Source organism: Mycolicibacterium confluentis (genome assembly GCF_010729895.1).
In the GTDB taxonomy this organism is placed as follows: domain Bacteria; phylum Actinomycetota; class Actinomycetes; order Mycobacteriales; family Mycobacteriaceae; genus Mycobacterium; species Mycobacterium confluentis.
In genome coordinates this window covers 2,628,827-2,648,703 of the sequence record NZ_AP022612.1, presented here as the reverse complement: position 1 = coordinate 2,648,703, position 19,877 = coordinate 2,628,827, and the positions used below count along the sequence as shown (strand labels likewise).

At 67.8% G+C, this 19,877-nt stretch carries 16 protein-coding genes; 9 read left to right on the top strand and 7 right to left on the bottom strand.

Features of this window, described 5'->3' with window-relative positions; all coding sequences use genetic code 11:
• The first annotated feature begins 1 nt into the window (after position 1).
• Positions 2–1,171, top strand: coding sequence for an MFS transporter (locus G6N34_RS12290; RefSeq protein ID WP_085154702.1), 1,170 nt, complete (start codon positions 2–4; stop codon positions 1,169–1,171).
• A gap of 383 nt (positions 1,172–1,554) precedes the next feature.
• Entirely contained in the window at positions 1,555–3,087 is a 1,533-nt protein-coding gene (locus tag G6N34_RS12285) for an HNH endonuclease signature motif containing protein (protein WP_235680627.1), read from the top strand.
• A gap of 67 nt (positions 3,088–3,154) precedes the next feature.
• On the opposite strand, the gene G6N34_RS12280 is transcribed toward G6N34_RS12285, so the two are convergent.
• Together G6N34_RS12280 and G6N34_RS12275 are read right to left on the bottom strand one after the other, a co-directional pair.
• The gene (locus G6N34_RS12280) at positions 3,155–3,811 is read right to left on the bottom strand and encodes an LLM class oxidoreductase (protein WP_085151191.1); all 657 of its coding nucleotides are present in this window, start codon (positions 3,809–3,811) and stop codon (positions 3,155–3,157) included.
• 115 nt (positions 3,812–3,926) lie between these two features.
• Positions 3,927–4,157 (bottom strand): hypothetical protein, encoded by a 231-nt coding sequence (locus G6N34_RS12275; RefSeq protein WP_085151248.1) that lies wholly within the window; start codon positions 4,155–4,157, stop codon positions 3,927–3,929.
• A gap of 81 nt (positions 4,158–4,238) precedes the next feature.
• On the opposite strand from G6N34_RS12275, the gene G6N34_RS12270 reads away from it, so the two are divergent.
• Positions 4,239–4,676 (top strand): nitroreductase family deazaflavin-dependent oxidoreductase, encoded by a 438-nt coding sequence (locus G6N34_RS12270; RefSeq protein WP_085151190.1) that lies wholly within the window; start codon positions 4,239–4,241, stop codon positions 4,674–4,676.
• Positions 4,677–4,726: 50 nt separating this feature from the next.
• Entirely contained in the window at positions 4,727–6,007 is a 1,281-nt protein-coding gene (gene ilvA, locus G6N34_RS12265; protein ID WP_085151189.1) for a threonine ammonia-lyase IlvA, read from the top strand.
• On the opposite strand, the gene treZ is transcribed toward ilvA, so the two are convergent.
• Genes treZ through G6N34_RS12245 form a run of 4 tightly spaced genes read right to left on the bottom strand, consistent with a single transcriptional unit; the run spans position 6,004 to position 14,415 of the window.
• Positions 6,004–7,746 carry a malto-oligosyltrehalose trehalohydrolase gene (gene treZ / locus G6N34_RS12260; RefSeq protein WP_085151247.1) on the bottom strand — a complete coding sequence of 581 codons (1,743 nt, stop codon included), beginning with the start codon at positions 7,744–7,746 and terminating at the stop codon, positions 6,004–6,006. The two genes, ilvA and treZ, sit on opposite strands and share 4 nt — an antisense overlap.
• A complete protein-coding gene (gene treY / locus G6N34_RS12255) occupies positions 7,739–10,024 on the bottom strand; it encodes a malto-oligosyltrehalose synthase (protein ID WP_085151188.1) in 2,286 nt (761 codons plus the stop codon). Before treY ends, treZ begins: the two co-directional genes overlap by 8 nt.
• Before the next feature lie 4 nt (positions 10,025–10,028).
• On the bottom strand, positions 10,029–12,194 hold the full coding sequence (gene glgX, locus G6N34_RS12250; RefSeq protein WP_085151187.1) for a glycogen debranching protein GlgX: 2,166 nt from the start codon (positions 12,192–12,194) through the stop codon (positions 10,029–10,031).
• 52 nt (positions 12,195–12,246) lie between these two features.
• Positions 12,247–14,415, bottom strand: coding sequence for an acetyltransferase SucT (locus tag G6N34_RS12245; RefSeq protein WP_085151246.1), 2,169 nt, complete (start codon positions 14,413–14,415; stop codon positions 12,247–12,249).
• A gap of 94 nt (positions 14,416–14,509) precedes the next feature.
• On the opposite strand from G6N34_RS12245, the gene G6N34_RS12240 reads away from it, so the two are divergent.
• Genes G6N34_RS12240 through G6N34_RS12225 form a run of 4 tightly spaced genes read left to right on the top strand, consistent with a single transcriptional unit; the run spans position 14,510 to position 18,191 of the window.
• Positions 14,510–15,796 (top strand): adenosylmethionine--8-amino-7-oxononanoate transaminase, encoded by a 1,287-nt coding sequence (locus G6N34_RS12240; protein WP_085151186.1) that lies wholly within the window; start codon positions 14,510–14,512, stop codon positions 15,794–15,796.
• A gap of 42 nt (positions 15,797–15,838) precedes the next feature.
• The gene (locus G6N34_RS12235; RefSeq protein ID WP_085151185.1) at positions 15,839–16,993 is read left to right on the top strand and encodes an 8-amino-7-oxononanoate synthase; all 1,155 of its coding nucleotides are present in this window, start codon (positions 15,839–15,841) and stop codon (positions 16,991–16,993) included.
• Positions 16,990–17,667 carry a dethiobiotin synthase gene (gene bioD / locus G6N34_RS12230; protein ID WP_085151184.1) on the top strand — a complete coding sequence of 226 codons (678 nt, stop codon included), beginning with the start codon at positions 16,990–16,992 and terminating at the stop codon, positions 17,665–17,667. The genes G6N34_RS12235 and bioD overlap by 4 nt, the downstream gene beginning before the upstream one ends.
• 2 nt (positions 17,668–17,669) lie before the next feature.
• Positions 17,670–18,191 (top strand): 2'-5' RNA ligase family protein, encoded by a 522-nt coding sequence (locus G6N34_RS12225; protein WP_085151183.1) that lies wholly within the window; start codon positions 17,670–17,672, stop codon positions 18,189–18,191.
• Here the strand turns inward: G6N34_RS12225 and G6N34_RS12220 are convergent.
• Positions 18,188–18,799, bottom strand: coding sequence for a TetR/AcrR family transcriptional regulator C-terminal domain-containing protein (locus G6N34_RS12220; protein WP_085151182.1), 612 nt, complete (start codon positions 18,797–18,799; stop codon positions 18,188–18,190). The two genes, G6N34_RS12225 and G6N34_RS12220, sit on opposite strands and share 4 nt — an antisense overlap.
• Positions 18,800–18,866: 67 nt before the next feature.
• On the opposite strand from G6N34_RS12220, the gene bioB reads away from it, so the two are divergent.
• On the top strand, positions 18,867–19,874 hold the full coding sequence (gene bioB / locus G6N34_RS12215; protein ID WP_085151181.1) for a biotin synthase BioB: 1,008 nt from the start codon (positions 18,867–18,869) through the stop codon (positions 19,872–19,874).
• Positions 19,875–19,877 lie beyond the last annotated feature (3 nt).

Below are 19,877 nucleotides of genomic sequence, written 5' to 3'. Positions count from 1 at the left end.
GATGCTGAGTGCGTGGCGGTTCGTCGCCACCTTCGGTGTCGTGAGCCTGCTGGCCGACGTCGTCTACGAGGGCGCCCGGTCGATCACCGGTCCTCTGCTGGCATCGCTGGGCGCGACGGCCGCGGTCGTCGGCCTCATCAGCGGTGTGGGGGAGGCCGCCGCGCTGATCCTGCGCCTGGCGTCGGGGCCGTTGACCGACCGCACGGGCCGATTCTGGGCGTGGGCCATAGGGGGTTACCTGCTCACGGTGTGCACCGTGCCGTTCCTTGGGATCGCGGGCGTGTTGTGGGTGGCCGGTGCGCTGATCATCGCCGAGCGTGTCGGTAAGGCCGTGCGCAGTCCTGCCAAGGACACGCTGCTCTCGCATGCCGCCGCGGTCACCGGACGGGGTCGCGGGTTCGCGGTGCACAAGGCGCTCGACCAGGTTGGGGCGCTGGCCGGGCCGCTCGCGGTGGCAGGCCTGCTGGTGGTGTTCGGCGGGGCGTACGGGCCGACGATGGCGTTGCTGGCGATTCCGGGCGTGGCGGCGATCGCCCTGCTGCTGTGGCTGCGCGCCCGTGTCCCGGAACCGGCCCGCTATGAGGCTGCGGCGTCAGGCGTGGACGTCGAATCATCTCCCGCACCACGGTTTTCGTCGTCATTCTGGGTGTATTCGGGGTTCTCGGCGGCGACCATGCTGGGGTTCACCACGTTCGCGGTGCTGTCCTTTCACCAGGTCTCGCGCGGCATAGTCAGCGCGGGGTGGGTTCCGGTCATCTACGCCGCGGCGATGGCGGCCGCAGCGGTGGCGGCACTCATTACGGGGTGGACCTATGACCGGGTCGGGGGCCGGGTGCTGGCGGTGTTGCCCCTGTTGGCCGCCGCCGTGCCTGCATTGGGGTTCAGCACCGACCTGCGGCTGGTGATCGCCGGTGCGGTGGCGTGGGGCGCCGCGGTCGGAATCCAGGATTCGACACTGCGCGCGGTGGTCGCCGATCTGGTGCCGTCACCGAGGCGGGCCACGGCCTACGGCGTTTACGCCGCGGTGGTCGGTACGGCTCTGGCCGGCGGCGGGGTGCTGACGGGTCTGTTGTACCAGCGGTCGGTGACTGCGGTGGTGATCGCGGTGGTACTCATTCAGGCCGTGGCTCTGACGGCGTTGCCGTGGGTGTTGCGCGCTGGGCGTCGCTGATTCTCGTTCTGGATCGTGGACGTCGTGCGGCGTCATCCCCGTGGCATAGGCCGTCGACTGTCGAGGCGTGACTCAAGACCCGCTGGGCTTCGGTTCCGTACGCATAGTCGCCCTTGGGCCACTGGCAGTGGCACTCAGCTGGTAATGGACCCTCAGCGCTGGCGGTAGGCGCTAGCAGTCAGCCCTGGCAGTACCAAACCCCCTCTCGCTCAACGGTTCAAGCGTTCTTCGGGTAGCGGCCCACCGGTCATCCAGGCTCTCTCACGCGATTTATCCACAGTTGGCGTTTCATCCCCAGGGTGGCGCTCTTGTGGTGGTGATTTGTCGGCACCGTCTGGACAATCGAACGTATGTGCGATTCAGGGTTTGATCCGGATGACGACGTGGCTGTCGTCTCCGCGATCAGTGGTTTCGCACGGGCGGAGGCTGCTGCCGCGGCGGGTCGGTTGGCTGCGATCCATGCGTTGATGGAGTTGCGGGTCGTTGATGAGGACGAGCGCGCCCTGTGGGCTTGTGACACCTGGGATGCCTGCGCGGCCGAAATCGGCGCCGCGTTGAACATCAGCGGCCGCAAAGCCTCCGGTCAGATGCACATGGCCCAAGCCCTGCACACCCGCCTGCCTCGGGTCTTCACGCTGCTGCAGGCCGGGACGATCACCGCGCGCACCGCCTCGACCATCTGCTGGCGCACCCGCATGGTGATCGACGACGAACCGATGGCGGCCATCGACGGTGAGCTCGCCCTTGCGGCCAGGCGGTGGGGCGTGATGTCGGATGCCCAGTTGGATCAGGCGATCGACAAAGTGCTCGCCGAATACGATCCCGATGCCCTGGACGCCTTCGAAGCCGCCGCCCGGGGTCGGGATGTGCAGTTCGGCAAGCCCGAGGACGAAACCGGGACCTGCTCGATGTGGGGACGGCTCCTCAAGACCGACGCTGCACTGATCAAGAAACGTTTCGCCGAGCTCACCCGCCACCTGTGTGCCGATGACCCGCGAAACGCCGGCGAACGCCGTTCCGATGCCATAGGGGCGATAGCTGCCGAGTCCGGACCCCTGACGTGCCGCTGCGGCAATCCGGAGTGCGTCGGCGCCAAGGTGACGCCGAGCCGCAGTGCGGCGGTGATTTATGTGCTGGCCGATGAACGGGCGATCACCGCTGCCCGCAACAACATTGCCGCGGCCAAGACGGCCACAAAGACGCCCACAGGCTCGAATGCCGGCACCGAGGTCGAGTCACCAGCCGGCGGCCAGGCTGGTTCCCCGGCAGCCGACACCTCCGCAACGCCGCCGGCACCACCCGAAATCCCCATAGCGCCGTCCGCGCCGTCCCGGCGGCCTGCGGCGGTGTTGCAGGGCGGCGGCATCGTGCCCCAGCCGTTACTGGAAGAGCTGTTGATCAACGGTGCCCCCGTCAAACCGATGAGACCCCCACCCACCGACCCCGAACCCGGCTACCGCCCCTCAGCGGCGTTGGCGGCGTTCGTCCGCAACCGGGACATGTTCTGCCGATTTCCCGGCTGCACCACCCCGGCGCAGTTCTGCGACATCGACCATGCGATCGCCTACCCAACCGGTCCGACACACCCGTCGAACCTTCGCTGCCTGTGCCGAAAGAACCACCTGCTCAAGACATTCTGGACCGGAGAGCAGGGCTGGTCGGACGTTCAGCACCCCGACGGCACCATCGTCTGGACTGCACCGACCGGCCACACCTACACCACCCACCCCGGCAGCCGCATCGTGTTCCCACACTGGGACACCACCACCGCACCACTGTCGGAAGCAACCCAGCCGACGCAGACACCCGCACCGACGAGCAACCGCGGACTGCAGATGCCCCGCCGCAGACGTCCCCGTGCAGTCGAGGAGGCTCAACGCATCAAAAGTCAACGCGCGCGGAGAGACACGAGCTGATTTGCGGTGAATGAGGATGAATCAGTTCGCCCCGTCAGCAATTCGGTGACGGGTGCGAGTGAGCGGGTCAGCCCGCCTGCGAGAACAGTCGCGCCCAGCTGTCAGGCACACGCTGCAGGCCGAGGTGGCCGCGCAGCGTGGTGTGGCTGTACTCGTGCCGGAAGATTCCACGCGCACGCAGAAGGGGGACCACGTGATCGACGAAAAGCTCCAATCCGGAGGGGAACACGTCGGGCATGAGGTTGAAGCCGTCCACGGCACCGGAGCGGAACCATTCCTCGATGGTGTCGGCGAGCTGTTCGGGAGTGCCGATGACAAGACGATGCCAGTCCATCACGCGGTCGAGAATCTCTCGGACCGTGAGGTTCTCGCGACGGGCCAGCTTGACGACGATATTGCGGGCTCCTTGCGAGCCGGTGATGGACTCCGCGCCCTCGAGCAGCCAACGGGGGAGCGGGCTGTCCAAGTCCAGCTCGTCCGGATCGACGCTCAGTTGATCGGCCAAGGCCCTGCCGAACGCCCCGCTGGCCTTGTCGCCGAGCACGGCGTCGTCGTCCCACGAGTCCCAGAGCGCGCGGACGACCTCGACGAACTCCGCGGCACGCCGGTACCGGTCGGCCCGGCTGGGCGGCTCCTCGGCGGGCCCGTGCCCGTGGCCGAAGTTGTTCCACGCGTACGGATCAAAGCTGGTCACGACATTCCACGCGGCGCGGCCCCGGCTCACGTGGCGTGGCCGTCTCGATCATCCGCGCACTCCCTCGACTCCCGGTGGGACCTCGAGATGCTCGCAGACCCCTAGGGGCCGGACAGGGTTGTGCTCACTCTGATGTGATCGAGGGTCAGCGCGTGCGATGCGCGACGCCGAAACCCACCCATACGACGGTGGCCACAGCCGCGCCGGTCAGGACGCCGGCGCCCATGCTGGCCGTCATCAGGCCAACGACACCGAAGACCACCGCGGCCACGATCAGCGCGAACACCTTGTAGGCGGGCCAGGGCACACCGGCGATCGTCACCTCCCGCGATGCGGGGTGGGCGACGGCTGAGCGGAACTGCTCGGCGGTGGTCATGAGGTCCACGATAGCTCTCAGAAAAGTTTTCGGTCAACCGAAACCCCGGATCCGGCGCATCGATTTCGCTAGCCTGGCTACATGCCACTTACAGGGGATTACGCACCCAGCACCTCGGACTGGGCTCGCGAGAACGCCGAGGAGTACATGAAGTCCGGCGGCACGAAGGGCACCGAACTCAACGGTAAGGCCGTGGTGCTGCTGACCACTGTCGGCGCCAAGACCGGCAAGATTCGCAAGACCCCGCTGATGCGGGTCGAACACGACGGTGAGTACGCCGTCGTCGCCTCCCTCGGCGGTGCTCCCAAGCATCCCGTCTGGTACTTCAACATCAAGGCGAATCCGCTGGTCGAACTGCAGGATGGCACCAGCTCAGGCGACTACGAGGCCCGCGAGGTGTTCGGCGACGAGAAGGCGGTGTGGTGGGAACGGGCCGTTGCGGCCTGGCCCGACTACGCCGAGTATCAGAAGAAGACGGATCGCCAGATACCGGTGTTTGTGCTCACACCCGTGAGCTGACGTGCGGTAAAGATTTCTGTTGCCAAAAGCCCACGTGGCACCATATAGCGGTGTCCACTGAACTGAGCCAGAAGCATCGGGTGTCGCCGCTGACCGCGGCAGACGTCGAGGCGGCCGCTCAGCGAATTTCGGGCGTCGTCTCACCGACCCCGCTGCAGTTCAGTGACCGGCTGTCCCAGCTCACTGGCGGACTGGTCTACCTCAAACGCGAGGACCTGCAGGTCGTACGGTCCTACAAGGTGCGCGGCGCCTACAACCTGCTGATGCAGTTGACGCCGGAGGAGATCGCGGCGGGTGTGGTGTGTTCGTCGGCCGGTAACCACGCGCAGGGTTTTGCACTGGCATGCCGGTCCATGGGTATCCACGGGCGCGTCTACGTCCCCGGGAAGACGCCCAAGCAGAAGCGGGACCGGATCCTCTACCACGGCGGCGACTGGATCGAGCTGATCGTCGGTGGCAAGACGTACGACTTGGCGGCCGAGGCCGCGCTCGACGACGTCGCGCGCACCGGCGCCACCCTGGTGCCGCCCTACAACGACCCCCGCACCATGGCCGGGCAGGGCACGATCGCGGTCGAGATCCTCGATCAGCTCGATGGTGAGCCCGATCAGGTGGTCGTGCCCGTCGGCGGCGGCGGGTGCATCAGCGGTATCGCGAGCTATCTCGCCGAACGCACAAACTCGACGTCGGTGCTGGGGGTGGAGCCTGCCGGAGCCGCATCGCTGATGGCCGCCCTGGCCGTGGGGGAGCCGGTCACCCTCGACGAGGTCGATCAGTTCGTTGACGGCGCCGCGGTCGCGCGGATCGGCGCAGTGCCTTTCGAAGCACTGGCCGCGGCCGGCGACATGGTGTCGGTCACCACGGTCGACGAGGGTGCGGTGTGCACCGCGATGCTGGATCTGTACCAGAACGAGGGCATCATCGCCGAGCCCGCAGGCGCGCTGTCGGTGGCCGGCCTGCTGGAAGCCGACGTCGAACCCGGATCGACGGTCGTCTGCCTGATCTCCGGCGGCAACAACGACGTCTCCCGCTATGGCGAGGTCCTGGAGCGCTCACTGGTCCACCTGGGCCTCAAGCACTACTTCCTGGTCGACTTCCCCCAGGAGCCTGGCGCGCTGCGCCGCTTCCTCGACGAGGTGCTCGGCCCGAATGACGACGTCACGCTGTTCGAGTACGTCAAGCGCAACAACCGCGAGACGGGTGAGGCCCTGGTCGGCATCCAACTCGGCGCAGCCTCCGACCTCGAGGGCCTGCTGGATCGGATGTCCGATTCGGAGTGCCATATCGAGCTGCTCGAGCCGGGTTCACCCGCCTACCGCTACTTGACCTAGATCGGTTCCTCAGCAGTCCGCAGCACCGCGAACGACTGCCCGTCCAACGCGGTGGCGGCACTGCCGACGCGTGGCTCTCCCCAGGCGTACACGACGTCCCCCGTCACCGGGACCGCCACCGAGTCCGACCCCAGGTTGCAGGCGATCGCCAACGCACCGCGCCTAAGCACAATCCAGCGCGCGTCCTCGTCATAGTCGACACCCAGGTGGTCGAGCCAGAAGTCGGTGAGATCAGTTTCTTTGCGGCGCAACGCAATCAGGTCGCGGTACAGGCCCAGCATGCGCGCGTGCCTGTCCTCGGCGGGTTCCGTCCAATTCAACTTCGAGCGCAGGAACGTCTGCTCGTCCTGAGGGTCGGGCACCTCGTCGGCGTCCCAGCCGTGTTCGGCGAACTCGGCCTTGCGCCCCACCCTGGTGGCCTCGCCCAATTCGGGTTCGGGATGCGAACTGAAGAACTGGAACGGGGTGTCGGCCGCCCACTCCTCGCCCATGAACAGCATCGCCGTGAACGGAGTCAACAACGCCAGCGCAGCACTGACGGCCAGTTGGCCGTCGGTCAGGTAGGCCGTGGGCCGGTCGCCGATGGCCCGGTTGCCCACCTGATCGTGGGTGCTGGTGTAGGCCAGCAGACGTGAGCCGGGGATCAACGACGTGTCCAACGGCCTGCCGTGCCGGCGCCTGCGGAACGACGAATGCGTTCCGGCGTGGAAGTAGCCGTGCCGCAGAGTATGAGCCAACGTCTCCATCGAGCCGAAATCGGAGTAATAGCCGTGGTTTTCGCCCGACACGGCGGTGTGCAGCGCATGGTGGATGTCGTCGTCCCACTGGGCGGTCATGCCGTAGCCGCCGTGGCTGCGCGGCGTGATGAACCGCGGGTCGTTGCGGTCACTCTCGGCGATCAAAGACAGGGGACGACCCACCTGTTCCGACAGCGCGTCGGTCTCGGCGGCCAACTCCTCGAGGATGTGGATCGCCGTGGTGTCGACCAGGGCGTGCACCGCGTCGAGTCGCAGTCCGTCGGCGTGGAAGTCGCGCATCCAGCGCAGCGCGCAGTCGAGGATGTAATTGCGCACCTCGTCGGAGTCGGCGTCGGCGATGTTGATGCCCTCACCCCACGGGTTGCTGCCCGACGACAGGTAGGGGCCGAACCGCGGCAGGTAGTTCCCCGACGGCCCCAGATGGTTGAACACCGCGTCGATCAGCACGCCCAGTCCGCGGCGGTGGCAGGCGTCCACGAATCGCACCAGGCCGTCCGGCCCGCCGTAGGGTTCGTGCACCGCGTACCAGAGCACGCCGTCGTATCCCCAACCCCGCGGGCCCGCAAAGGCGTTGACGGGCATGATCTCGACGAAGTCGATGCCGAGGTCCACCAGATGGTCCAGTCGCTCGATCGCCGAGTCGAACGTGCCACCGGGGGTGAAGGTGCCGATGTGAAGTTCGTAGATCACGGCGCCCTCGATGCTGCGCCCGGCCCAATCCGCGTCGCTCCAGGTGGCCGCCGCGGCGTCCCACAGCGCCGAGCGGGCGTGCACACCGTCGGGTTGGCGGGCGGAGCGCGGGTCGGGGAGCACCGTGGCGTCGTCGTCCAGGACGAACCCGTAGCGGCTGTCCGGGTTGGCCGCGACCGTGGCCCGCCACCATCCGTCACCTGAGCGCGTCATCGGATACAGCGTGCCGTCGACGTCGACTTGTACCCGATCCGGACGCGGCCCCCAGACCGCGAACTCGTGCTCAGTCATCGGCACGCTCCAGCAGGGCCACGGGAAGTTCCTTGAACAGGGTTGCCGCACAGACAGATCCGGAATGCCGTGCGCCGGTGAGGCAGTCGGTCCAGGTGCCCGCAGGCAGGGGAAGTGCGGTGTCGCCCCAGCCCGCGTCGGCAAGGGTGACCGTCCAGCGGCTCACCGCGACCAGCACGTCGTGGCCCCGCAGGAACGACACCAGGTGTGGCGCCGCGTCGCCCGTCGGCAGCACCGGCGTGTGACCGCCGGACAGGAACGTCTGCGGCCGCCGCCGGCGCAGGTGCAGCGCGGCCCGCACAACACGGAGCTTCGGGTGCTCGAGCGTGGCCAGCCCATCGCGCCGTTCCGCGTAGTCCACGGGCCTGCGGTTGTCCGGGTCGACCAGGCTGTCCTCCCAGAGTTCGGTGCCCTGGTAGACGTCGGGGACACCGGGGACGGTGAGCGACAACAGCTTCTGGCCGAGAGCGTCATTGCGGGCATGGACATCCAACTGGCCCACCAGCGCGGTCATCTCGGTGCCGACCGGACCGTCGAGCACCTGGTCAAGCCAGGCGTGCACCGCGGCCTCGAACTCCTCGTCCGGGTCGTTCCACGACGTGCGCACGTGCGCTTCCCGAATGGCCTTCTCGGCGTAGCCGTGCACGCGGGAGCGGAATGCGTCGTCGATCACCCCGTCGCGGGGCCAGACTCCGAAGAGGTTCTGCCACAGGAACAGTCCCGTGCTCGCATCCGGTGGCGGCGCCATCTCCTGCCACAGCCCGACGAGTTGCGCCCACAACGCCGCGACCTGCGAGAGCACCCCGATGCGGGCACGGACGTCTTCACCGCGCTTGGTGTCATGGGTCGTCAGCGCGGTCATCGCGGTGGGCCAGTGCGCGGCCCTTACCGCGGCGCTGTGGTGGAACTCCGCGGCGCTGACGCCGAAACGTTCGGGGTCACCGCCGACCTCGTTGAGGGACACCAGCCGGGTGTCGCGGTAGAACAGGCAGTCCTCGACGGCCTTGGCGGTCACCGCGCCGCACAACTGCTGAATCCTGGCGGCCGGTTCGGGAGCGTTGAGCGCCGCCGCGACGATCTGCAGGGGTGCGGCGAGTTCTGGTGCCGCCGCTGCTGTTTCGGCGATCGCGGTGGACATCATCGCGGCCAACGCGGGGTAGTCGCAGCGGTACACGTCGATGTGGGTCAGCAGGGCGGCGACGGCCTGCGGCAGCAGGTCATGATCGGCACCCGCAGCCGCGACGATCGACCGCCGCACCCGCGCCAGTTCACTGGCCAGCGTCTCGGTGGCGGCGACGGTCTTCAGGGCCGCGATCTGTTCGCCGACGCTGTCGTGGGCGAATCCGGCGTCGGCCGACAGCGCCGTCAGGTCCGGTCGGCCCGCGGGATCGAGGAACAGGCCGCCGATCTCACGCAGGGCGTCATATCCGGTGGTGCCGTCCACCGGCAGCGTGGGCTCCAACGCCTCGTCGGGCGCCAGGATCTTCTCGATCACCAGATAGGCTCTGGGCCCGATGATCTCGCGCAGCCAGTTCAGGTAGCCGACGGGATCGGTCAGGCCGTCGGGATGGTCGATGCGCACGCCGTCGACCAGGTTCTCGTCGAACCACCGCCGCACTTCGGCGTGGCTCGCGTCGAAGACCTCACGGTCCTCCTGTCGCAGACCGGCCAGCGAAGTGATCGAGAAGAATCGGCGGTAGCCGCACATGTTGTTGCGCCAGCCCACCAGGCGATAGTGCTGTCGGTCGTGCACCTGCGCGCCCGAGCCCTCACCGGTTCCCGGCGCGATGGGGAACACCAGATCACCCAGGCGCAGCATGTCTCCGTCGACTTCAAGGGCGTCCACGTCACCGTCGTCGCCGAGCGCCGGCAGCACGATGCGTCCCTCGGGATCCAACGTCCAGTCGATGTCGAAGAACGTCGCGAAGGGCGATGATCGCCCGTGCCGCAGCACATCCCACCACCACGGATTCTGCTGAGGTTGATCAACGCCGACGTGGTTGGGCACGATGTCGACGATCAACCCCATACCGCGTTCGCGGACCGCCGCCGACAGCGCGGCAAGACCCTCGGCTCCACCGAGTGCGGTCGAGACGGCTGTGGGGTCGGTGACGTCGTAGCCGTGCGTCGAACCCGTGACCGCAGTCAGTATCGGCGACAGGTACAGGTGGGTGATGCCGAGGTCGTCGAGGTGATCCACCAGCCGGGTGGCGTCGGCCAGGGTGAACGCGTCGCCGCGCATCTGCAGGCGGTAGGTGGACAGCACTGGGTGTGCCATGCGTTCACTCTGTCTTCTGCAGGACGAGAACGGATCTGGGCTCCAGCGGAATCTTCTCGCCAGCCTTGACCACGACCGTACCGGCGCCGTCGGCGACGGCGGTGTCGAGCACCGCGGTCCACTCGGAGGCGTAACTGTCGTCGGGTGCCATAAAGTCCAGCGCCGCGTCATGGGCGTTGAAACACAGCAGGAACGAGGTGTCGACGACCCGCTCACCGCGTTCGTTCGGCGATGGGATGGCGTCCCCGTTGAGGAACACCGCCACGGACTTGCCGAATCCCGCCCCCCAGTCCTCCGGCGTCATCTCCTGCGCGGCCGGGGTCAACCACGCGATATCGCGGATCTGAGCACCCGTGCGGATCGGTTTGCCCGCAAAGAACCGGCGCCGCCGAAACACCGGATGGGCAGAGCGCAATGCGGTGGCACGACGGACGAACGCCAGCAGGTCGGCGTTGGTGTCCACCAGGCTCCAGTCCATCCACGACAGCGGCGAATCCTGGCAGTAGACGTTGTTGTTGCCCGACTGCGTGCGACCGAACTCGTCGCCGTGGCTGATCATCGGCGTGCCCTGGCTGACCATCAGGGTCGCCATGATGTTGCGCATCTGCTTGGCACGCAACGCCAGGATCTCGGGGTCGTCGGTGGGACCTTCGACGCCGCAGTTCCACGACCGGTTGTGGCTCTCGCCGTCCCGGTTGTCCTCACCGTTGGCCTCGTTGTGTTTCTCGTTGTAGGAGACCAGATCTGCCAGTGTGAAGCCGTCGTGGGCGGTCACGAAGTTGATGCTGGCCCCGGGGCGTCGGCCCGTGGCCTCATACAGATCCGACGACCCGGTCAGCCGGGACGCGAATTCGCCGAGGGTTGCGGGCTCTCCCCGCCAGTAATCACGCACAGTGTCGCGATACTTCCCGTTCCACTCGGTCCACAAACCTGGAAAGTTCCCGACTTGGTAGCCGCCCTCGCCGATGTCCCATGGTTCGGCGATGAGTTTCACCTGGCTGACCACCGGATCCTGCTGCACGAGATCGAAGAACGCACTCAGTCGATCCACGTCGTAAAACTCGCGCGCGAGCGTCGACGCGAGGTCGAACCTGAAGCCGTCGACGTGCATGTCGAGCACCCAGTAGCGCAGGGAGTCCATGATCAGCTGCAGGGTGTGCGGGTGACGGGCGTTGAGGCTGTTGCCCGTCCCGGTGAAGTCCTTGTAGTACTTGAGATCCCCGTCGAGCAGTCGGTAGTACCCGGCGTTGTCGATGCCGCGGAAGTTGATTGTGGGCCCCAGGTGGTTGCCCTCGGCGGTGTGGTTGTAGACCACGTCGAGGATGACCTCAATGCCGGCCTCGTGGAAGGCCTTGACCATGCTCTTGAACTCCGCGACCGCGGCGCCGGCCTTGCGGTTGGCCGCGTACTGGTAGTGCGGCGCGAAGAAGCCGACGGTGTTGTAGCCCCAGTAGTTTCGCAGCCCGAGTTCGACGAGTCGGTGGTCATGCATGAACTGGTGGGCCGGCATCAGTTCGATGGCCGTGACGTTCAACGACTTGAGGTGGTCGATGATCACCGGGTGGGACAGGCCCGCGTAGGTGCCGCGCAGTTCCTCCGGGACGCCCGGGTGGCTCTGCGTCATGCCCTTGACGTGCGCCTCATAGATGATCGTCTTGTGGTACGGCGTGCGTGGCGCGCGGTCGCTTCCCCAGTTGAAGAACGGGTTGATCACCACGCTCGTCATGGTGTGGCCCAGGGAGTCGACCATCGGGGGAGTACCGCCCTGCGCGGGGTCCTCCGCGGCGAGGTCGTAGGAGAACAGCGCCTGGGTGAAGTGGAAGTCGCCGTGGAAGGACTTCCCGTACGGGTCGAGCAGCAGCTTGGACGGGTCGCAGCGGTGCCCGGCCTCGGGCGCCCACGGCCCGTACACGCGGTAGCCGTAGCGCTGACCGGGGGTGATGGTCGGCAGGTACGCGTGCCAGACGTAGCCGTCGACCTCGTCGAGGTTGATCCGCGTCTCGGTGCCGTCCTTGGCGATCAGGCACAGTTCGACCTTCTCGGCGACTTCCGAGAACAGCGAGAAATTCGTGCCCGCGCCGTCGTAGGTGGCACCCAGCGGATACGGCGTGCCCGGCCACACCGTGGTGACGGTGGGCGCTGACGGCCGAAGCGGGTCCGGGGACGACATCACTTGACCTTATCGGCGGGCCGGTCGGCCTGCTCGGCGCAGGACGTGACGGTCACCACCAACCCGTGGCGGCCGCGATCTGGCGGCCGAGTTCGGGCGCCATCGTGCGCATGTAGGTCGTGGTGAAGTGGTGAGAGTCGTGATACAGCAGCACATTTCCCTCGGCCGAGCGGCACACCGTGCGGCGGCACACCGCATCGCTCATATCCAGTGGCTTGAGATTCGGGAAGCGCGCCGTGAAGTCGAGGGTGGGGTTGCGCGGCGCCAGCACCACCGAGCGTTTCACAGAGCAGGACTCGTCGTCACCGCCGTCGGCGAGGCATTCCTTGGGGATGAACGGTTTGGTGTTCTTGACCATCCAGGGTGTGTCGCGCATCGCCAGCACCGGGATGCCGGCGTCGGCGAACTGCTGCCAGATTCCGACATAGGTGCCGGGCATGACGTCGCCGGGCTTGATGTTCCACGGCCGCGTCGATGTCGTGAACACATAGTCGGGACGATCCTCGATGATCTTCGCCATCGCGTCCTGCACCCAGTCATAGCACTGCGGATAGGGCTTGTTGCTGCCCATCACCAGCGGTTTCTTCTCGGTCGACAGCGGGCAGCCCATCTTGAGGTAGGTGACCACCTTGAAGTTGTGCATCCGCCCCAGCAGATCCAGCGCGGTGATCCAGTGCTCGGCGTGTGATCCGCCGGCCAGCGCTATGGTGCGGGTCGCGTCCTTGTCGCCGTACGTGCAGTTGATGACGGCGCCGTTCTTGAAGTCGCTGATGCAGCCGTCGTCGGTCGAGACGGGCAGATCCTTGGCGGCTTCGAGCACGGTCGGACGCATCGGCACGCGTGGCACCTTCGCGTCCTCGAGCAGGGCCTTGGCGCCGGGATAGTCGCGGGCGCTCAAACCGGCCAATTCCTTGCCGTCGGTGCGCTGCAGCATGACGTGTTCGCGCCAGGTGAACGACGTCGCGGTCAGGGCCACGCCGAGCAGCACGACGGTCGAGCCCAACACCATCGTCGGGCGGCGCAAGCGGGTCCACAGGCCCACTCGGTGCGCGTCGGGGCGAGTGGCCGGCGCGCGGTAGCGCAACGGTTCCTCGATGAAGCGCATGGTCAGGTAGGCCAGCACGCCCGACACGGCGAGCACCGCGGCGCCCTCGGCGAAGTTGACCGCGGTCTTCCCGGTGTAGGAGAGCCAGAAGATCAGCAGCGGCCAGTGCCACAGGTACAGCGAATATGCCATCGAGCCCAGCGTCACCAGCGGTCGCCACGCCAGCACCCGACTGGGCACGGGGATCCGGCCCCTGGTGTGCGGATCGGCCTGCCGGTTGGCCGCGGCCAGGATCATCAGCACGGTGGCGCCCACGGGCACCAGCGCCCACGGACCGGGGAACTCGTTCACCCCGTCGATCACCCACCCGCACGCGAAGATCGCGGCCAGGCCGACGATCGCCAGAAGCGTGCGCACCCACATCGGGCAGCGGACATATCCGACGACGGCGCCGGCGAGCGCCCCCACCAGCAGTTCCCAGGCCCGCGCGAAGCTGTTGTAGTACGCCGTGGCCTGATCGGCGTTGTGCGCGATGATCGCGTACACGAATGACGCGATGGTCAGGGCGGTCAGCAGCACCACGAAGAAGATGCGCAGGCGCTTGCCGAACGGTTTGCGCAGCAGCGCCGTGCACAGCACCACGAGCACCAGGAATGCGATGTAGAACTGTCCCTGCACCGACATCGACCAGATGTGCTGCAGTGGGCTGACGGCCTCGCCCGCACGCAGGTAGTTCGAGGCGGACCCGGCCAACTCCCAGTTCTGGTAATACCCGAGGCTCGCCAGGCTCTGGTCGGCGAAGGTCTCCCACCGCGTCTCGGGCTGGATCAGGATCGTCAGCACGGCCGACGCGGCAAGTACCACGACCAGCGCCGGCAGCAGGCGCCGCACAAGCCGGACGACTTCGCGCCCGGGGTTCAGAGTTGTTCCGGGCGTCAGCGCGTTGCGCAGCAGCTTGCCGCCGAAGAAGAACCCGGAGAGGACCAGGAACACGTCGACGCCGCCGGAGACCTTGCCGAACCAGACGTGGAAGACAGCAACGAGCGCGATGGCGACACCGCGCAGGCCATCGAGATCATGTCGGTAGAAACCCGCTTTCCTGGTCCCCACCGCGGTCGGGGGCACAGGATCCGGAACGCTTTCGAGCGCCGACCGGGAGGGGAGCAGGGCAGTCATGTTCGAGGACACAATCTACCCAATCGTGGCTCGCGGTTCATTTCGCGAAGCCCGTGTCACGTCGCCTCCGATAGGCTCGGTGCCCGTGTGTGCGATGGCGCCCGAAGACATCAGCGCGATCGACGCTGCCCACATTTGGCACCCCTACAGCACGATCGGCGAACCCGGGTCGATGCCTCCGGTGGTGGCGGTCGCCGCCAAGGGCGCATGGCTGACGCTGGTGGTGGACGGTCAGCAGACCCGGGTGCTCGACGCCATGGCGTCGTGGTGGACGGCGGTGCACGGGCATGGACATCCCACCCTGGACGAGGCTCTGACCCGGCAGTTGTCGGTGATGAACCACGTCATGTTCGGTGGCCTGACGCACGAACCGGCGGCCCGCCTGGCCCAACTGCTTGTCGAGATCACGCCTGCCGGCCTGGACACCGTGTTCTTCAGCGACTCCGGGTCGGTGTCCGTCGAGGTCGCGGCCAAAATGGCACTGCAATACCAGATTGCCAGGGGCAGGCCCGAGCGTCACCGGCTGATGACGTGGCGTGGCGGATATCACGGTGACACCTTCACTCCGATGAGCGTGTGCGACCCGGACGGCGGGATGCACAGCCTCTGGACCCCCGTGCTGACACCGCAGGTCTTCGCCCCAGCCGTGCCCGCGGAGTACTCGGCGGCGTACTCCACGGAGTTCGAACAACTGCTGGTCGACCACGTCGACGAATTGGCGGCGGTCATCGTCGAACCGGTGGTGCAGGGCGCCGGCGGTATGCGCTTCCACGACCCGCGTCAGGTGGCCGATCTTCGGGCGATCTGCGATCGCCACGACGTGCTGTTGATCTTTGACGAGATCGCGACGGGATTCGGCCGCACGGGGGCCCTCTTCGCCGCCGACCACGCCGGTGTGGCACCCGACATCATGTGCGTCGGCAAGGCGCTGACCGGCGGCTACGTCACCCTGGCCGCGACGCTGTGCAGCGCCGAGATCGCGACAGTGATCAGCGGGTCGGAGGCGGGTGCACTGATGCACGGCCCGACGTTCATGGCCAACCCGCTGGCCTGTGCGGTGTCTGTGGCCGCAGTCGAACTGCTGCTCGCACAGGACTGGCAGGCCCGGGTGGCGGAGATCGAGACCGGCCTGCGGCACGGCCTCGAGGCGGCACGCGAACTGCCCGGGGTCGCCGACGTCCGGGTGCTCGGCGCCATCGGCGTGATCGAGATGGCGCAACCCGTGGACGTCCCCCTGGCCACCCGGGTGGCGCTGGAGCACGGCGTGTGGCTGCGTCCCTTCCGCAACCTGGTGTATGTGATGCCGCCGTTCATCTGCACTCCCGACGAGATCACCCAGATCACCTCGGCCATGACGGCCGTGGCGCGTGCGTTAGCCTGAACGGTGTTCAAGTAACCCCCGAGCGCCCGTTTGGAGTCTCAGGTGACACGTGCAGGCGTCGCATCCGCAACACCGCTGGCCTGGCTCGACGACGTCGAACGACAGCGTCGAGCCGCGGGACTTCGGCGCTCGCTGCGCCCCCGCACGCCAGGGACCGCCGACGTCGACCTGGCATCCAACGACTATCTGGGCCTGTCGCAGCATCCGCAGGTGATCGAGGCCGGCATCGACGCGCTGCGCACCTGGGGTGCGGGTTCCACCGGATCGCGACTGGTCACCGGCGACACCGAGCTCCACGAGCAGTTCGAGGTCGACCTGGCCGAATTCGTGGGCGCGCCCGCGGCGCTGGTGTTCTCGTCGGGCTACGCCGCCAACATCGGTGCGGTGGTGGCGCTGTCGGGGCCGGATGCCCTGGTGGTCTCCGACGCCTACTCACACGCCTCGCTGGTCGACGCGTGCCGACTGTCCCGCGCACGCGTCGTGGTCAGCCCGCACCGTGACGTCGACGCGGTCGAGGCCGCGTTGGCCTCGCGGTCCGAGGAGCGCGCGCTGGTCATCACGGACTCGGTGTTCAGCGCCGATGGGGCGTTGGCGCCGTTGGCCAGGCTGCACGAGGTCTGCCGTCGGCACGGCGCGGTTCTGCTGGTCGACGAGGCCCACGGCCTCGGTGTGCGCGGTCGCGGCGGCCGTGGCCTGCTCGACGAGGTGGGGCTGGCCGGCGAACCCGACATCGTCATGACCACCACGCTGTCGAAGGCGCTCGGCAGCCAGGGTGGCGTGGTCCTGGGCGCGGTCGCGGTGCGCGAGCACCTGATCGACGCAGCCCGCACCTTCATCTTCGACACCGGCCTCGCGCCGGCGGCGGTCGGCGCGGCCTCGGCGGCCCTGCGACTTCTGGCCGAGCGGCCCGCGCTGGCCGACGCGGTTCTCGACCACGCCCGTGCGCTGGCGGACATGTGCGATGTGGTTGAGGAACCCCAGTCCGCCGTGGTGTCGGTCATCCTGGGCGATCCCGACGTCGCGGTGGCGGCGGCCACCGCGTGCGCCGAGCGCGGTGTCCGGGTGGGCTGCTTCCGTCCACCCACCGTGCCCGCGGGCACGTCCCGGCTGCGGCTGACCGCCAGGGCCTCGCTGACCGATCACGAGCTGTCCCGAGCCCGCGAGGTGCTCACCGACGTGCTCAGGGCACGCGAATGACCGTCGTGATGATCACCGGCACGGGCACCGGAGTGGGGAAGACCGTGGCCACCGCGGCCCTGGCCTGCCATGCCCGGTTGCATGCGATGGACGTCGCGGTGTGCAAGCCCGTGCAGACCGGAACGATCGACGGCGACGACGATCTCGCGACCGTCGGCCGGTTGTCCGGCGCGACCGAACTCGTCGGCCTGGCCCGCTACCCGCAACCGCTCGCGCCCGTCGCGGCTGCTGCGGAGGCCGGTATGGCACTGCCCACCCGTACCGAACTTGTCGACTTCGTCCGTGCCACCGACCGGCCCGACCGGCTGACTCTCGTGGAGGGGGCCGGTGGACTGGTGGTGGAACTCGGCGCCGACGGCGTCACGCTGCGAGACCTGGCCGAAGACCTCGCCGCCCAGGTCGTGGTGGTCGTCGGCCCTGAATTGGGCACGCTGAACTACACCACGCTGACCTTGGAAGCGCTTGGTGCCAAACAGCTTTCATGCCCGGGTTTGGTGGTGGGGGCGTGGCCCGCGCAACCCGGCCCCGCCGAGGTGTCCAACCGGGGGGCGCTTGAGGCCCTCGCGCCGGTGCGGGCGGCCCTGCCTGCCGGTGCCGGGTCGTTGTCGCCGACGGACTTCGCGAAACTGTCGGCCGCGGCGTTCGATGCGGACTGGGTCGCCGGCCTGATCTGACCATGGCGCACTCCATCGAGCTGCTGTTCGACGACCGCACCGAGGCCGCTCTGCGGGGGTGCTGGCAACAGTTGACCGATGCGGGACTGCCGAGTCAGGCGCGCATCCGCGCCGAGACCAACCGCCCGCACGTCACGTTGGTGGCCGCCGAGCACATCGACGCCTCGGTCGACGACGTTCTCGCCGGGTTCGCTCGGCGGCTGCCGTTGCCCTGCACCGTCGGCGCCCTGCTGCTGTTCGGCCGGGCGCCCTACGTGCTGGCCCGGCTCATCGTGCCCACGGTCGATCTGCTGGATCTGCACCGCGATGTGGCGGCGGCGTGTGGACCCCATCTGCCGCGCGGCGCCATGGCGCACAGCGACCCCGACGCGTGGACCCCGCACACCACACTGGCTCGACGCCTGCGGCCCGAACAGTTGAGTGACGCCCTGACACTGCCCGGCCTTTCCGCCGACCGGCATGGCCACTTCGCCGGACTGCGCCGCTGGGACGGGGACGCCCGGGTGGACCTGATCTACGGCTAGTTCGCGGCCCGATCCCGCGTTGGGGCAGACGCGGCGGCCTGTACGGCCAATCCGTCGATGAGCAGCGACAGGCCGAAGTCGAAGGCCGCACCCGGTGCGGCGGCCGGGTCGAACACCGACTGTTCGGCAGGCAGTGCGCCCGCGGCGTCCCATTGCAGACGGGACTGCTCGTCGCCGGTGAACCCCAGGACGTAATGCACGATCGTGCGGGCCGCCAATTCGGCGCGCGCCGGGGTGGTTCCGGCGTCGACGGCGGCCTCGGCGAGGCGCTCCAGCACGGCGCTCACGGCCGTGGACTGCCCGGTGGAGAAGCTGGCGGAGACCAGTTCGGCCCCGTCCGTGTGCGACAGCAGCGCGTCACGCAACCGTGAGCACAGCGTGGTGATCGACGACTGCCAGTCGGCGGCCTGCGCAGGTGAGCACACCGGCGCGAGGATGTCGTCGGCCACGGCGCCGAGCAGTTCCTGCTTGTTGGCGAAATGCCAATAGAGGGCACCGGGGGTGACCTCGAGTTCTCGGGCGAGTCGGCGCATGGTCAGGTCGGCCAGGCCGTAGTTGTCGAGGATCTCGAGGGCCTTGGTCACCAGAGCGCGTTTGTGCAGCTGCACGTGGCTAGCATAGCCTGAACACCGTTCAAGTTCGGATCGCAGTCGAGTTGTGGTTGAAGGAGCGCTGGTGACGCAGGCAACTGTCGATGTCCTGAGTTCGGCCCGGGAGCAGGTTCTCGAGCGCGGCGAGGGGCTCAACCAGGACCAGGTGCTGCAGGTGCTGCAGCTTCCCGACGACCGCCTCGAAGAACTGCTGGCCCTGGCCCACGAGGTCCGGATGAAGTGGTGCGGACCCGAGGTCGAGGTCGAGGGCATCATCAGCCTCAAGACCGGCGGCTGCCCCGAGGACTGCCACTTCTGTTCGCAGTCAGGGCTTTTCGCCTCGCCCGTGCGCAGTGCATGGCTCGACATCCCGAGTCTGGTGGAGGCCGCCAAGCAGACCGCGAAGTCGGGGGCCACCGAGTTCTGCATCGTCGCCGCGGTCCGCGGTCCCGACGAGCGCCTGCTGTCGCAGGTGGCCGCGGGCATCGAGGCCATCCGCAACGAGGTCGACATCCAGATCGCCTGCTCGCTGGGCATGCTCAACCAGGAGCAGGTGGACCGCCTGTCCGCGATGGGTGTGCACCGCTACAACCACAACCTCGAGACCGCCCGGTCGTTCTTCCCGAATGTCGTGACCACCCACAGTTGGGAGGAGCGCTGGGAGACCCTGGGCATGGTGCGTAACGCCGGTATGGAGGTGTGCTGCGGCGGCATCCTCGGAATGGGCGAAACCCTCGAACAGCGCGCCGAGTTCGCGGCCAACCTCGCCGAACTGAACCCGCACGAGGTTCCGCTGAACTTCCTCAACCCGCGCCCCGGCACGCCGTTCGGCGATCTCGAGGTGCTGCCCGCCTCCGAGGCGCTCAAGGCCGTCGCGGCCTTCCGTCTCGCGCTGCCCCGGACCATGCTGCGGTTCGCCGGCGGCCGCGAGATCACGCTCGGTGACCTCGGCGCCAAGCAGGGCATCCTCGGCGGCATCAACGCGGTGATCGTCGGGAACTACCTCACCACGCTCGGCCGGCCTGCCGAGGCCGATCTCGAACTGCTCGACGATCTGCAGATGCCGATCAAGGCACTCAACGCGAGCCTGTAGAAA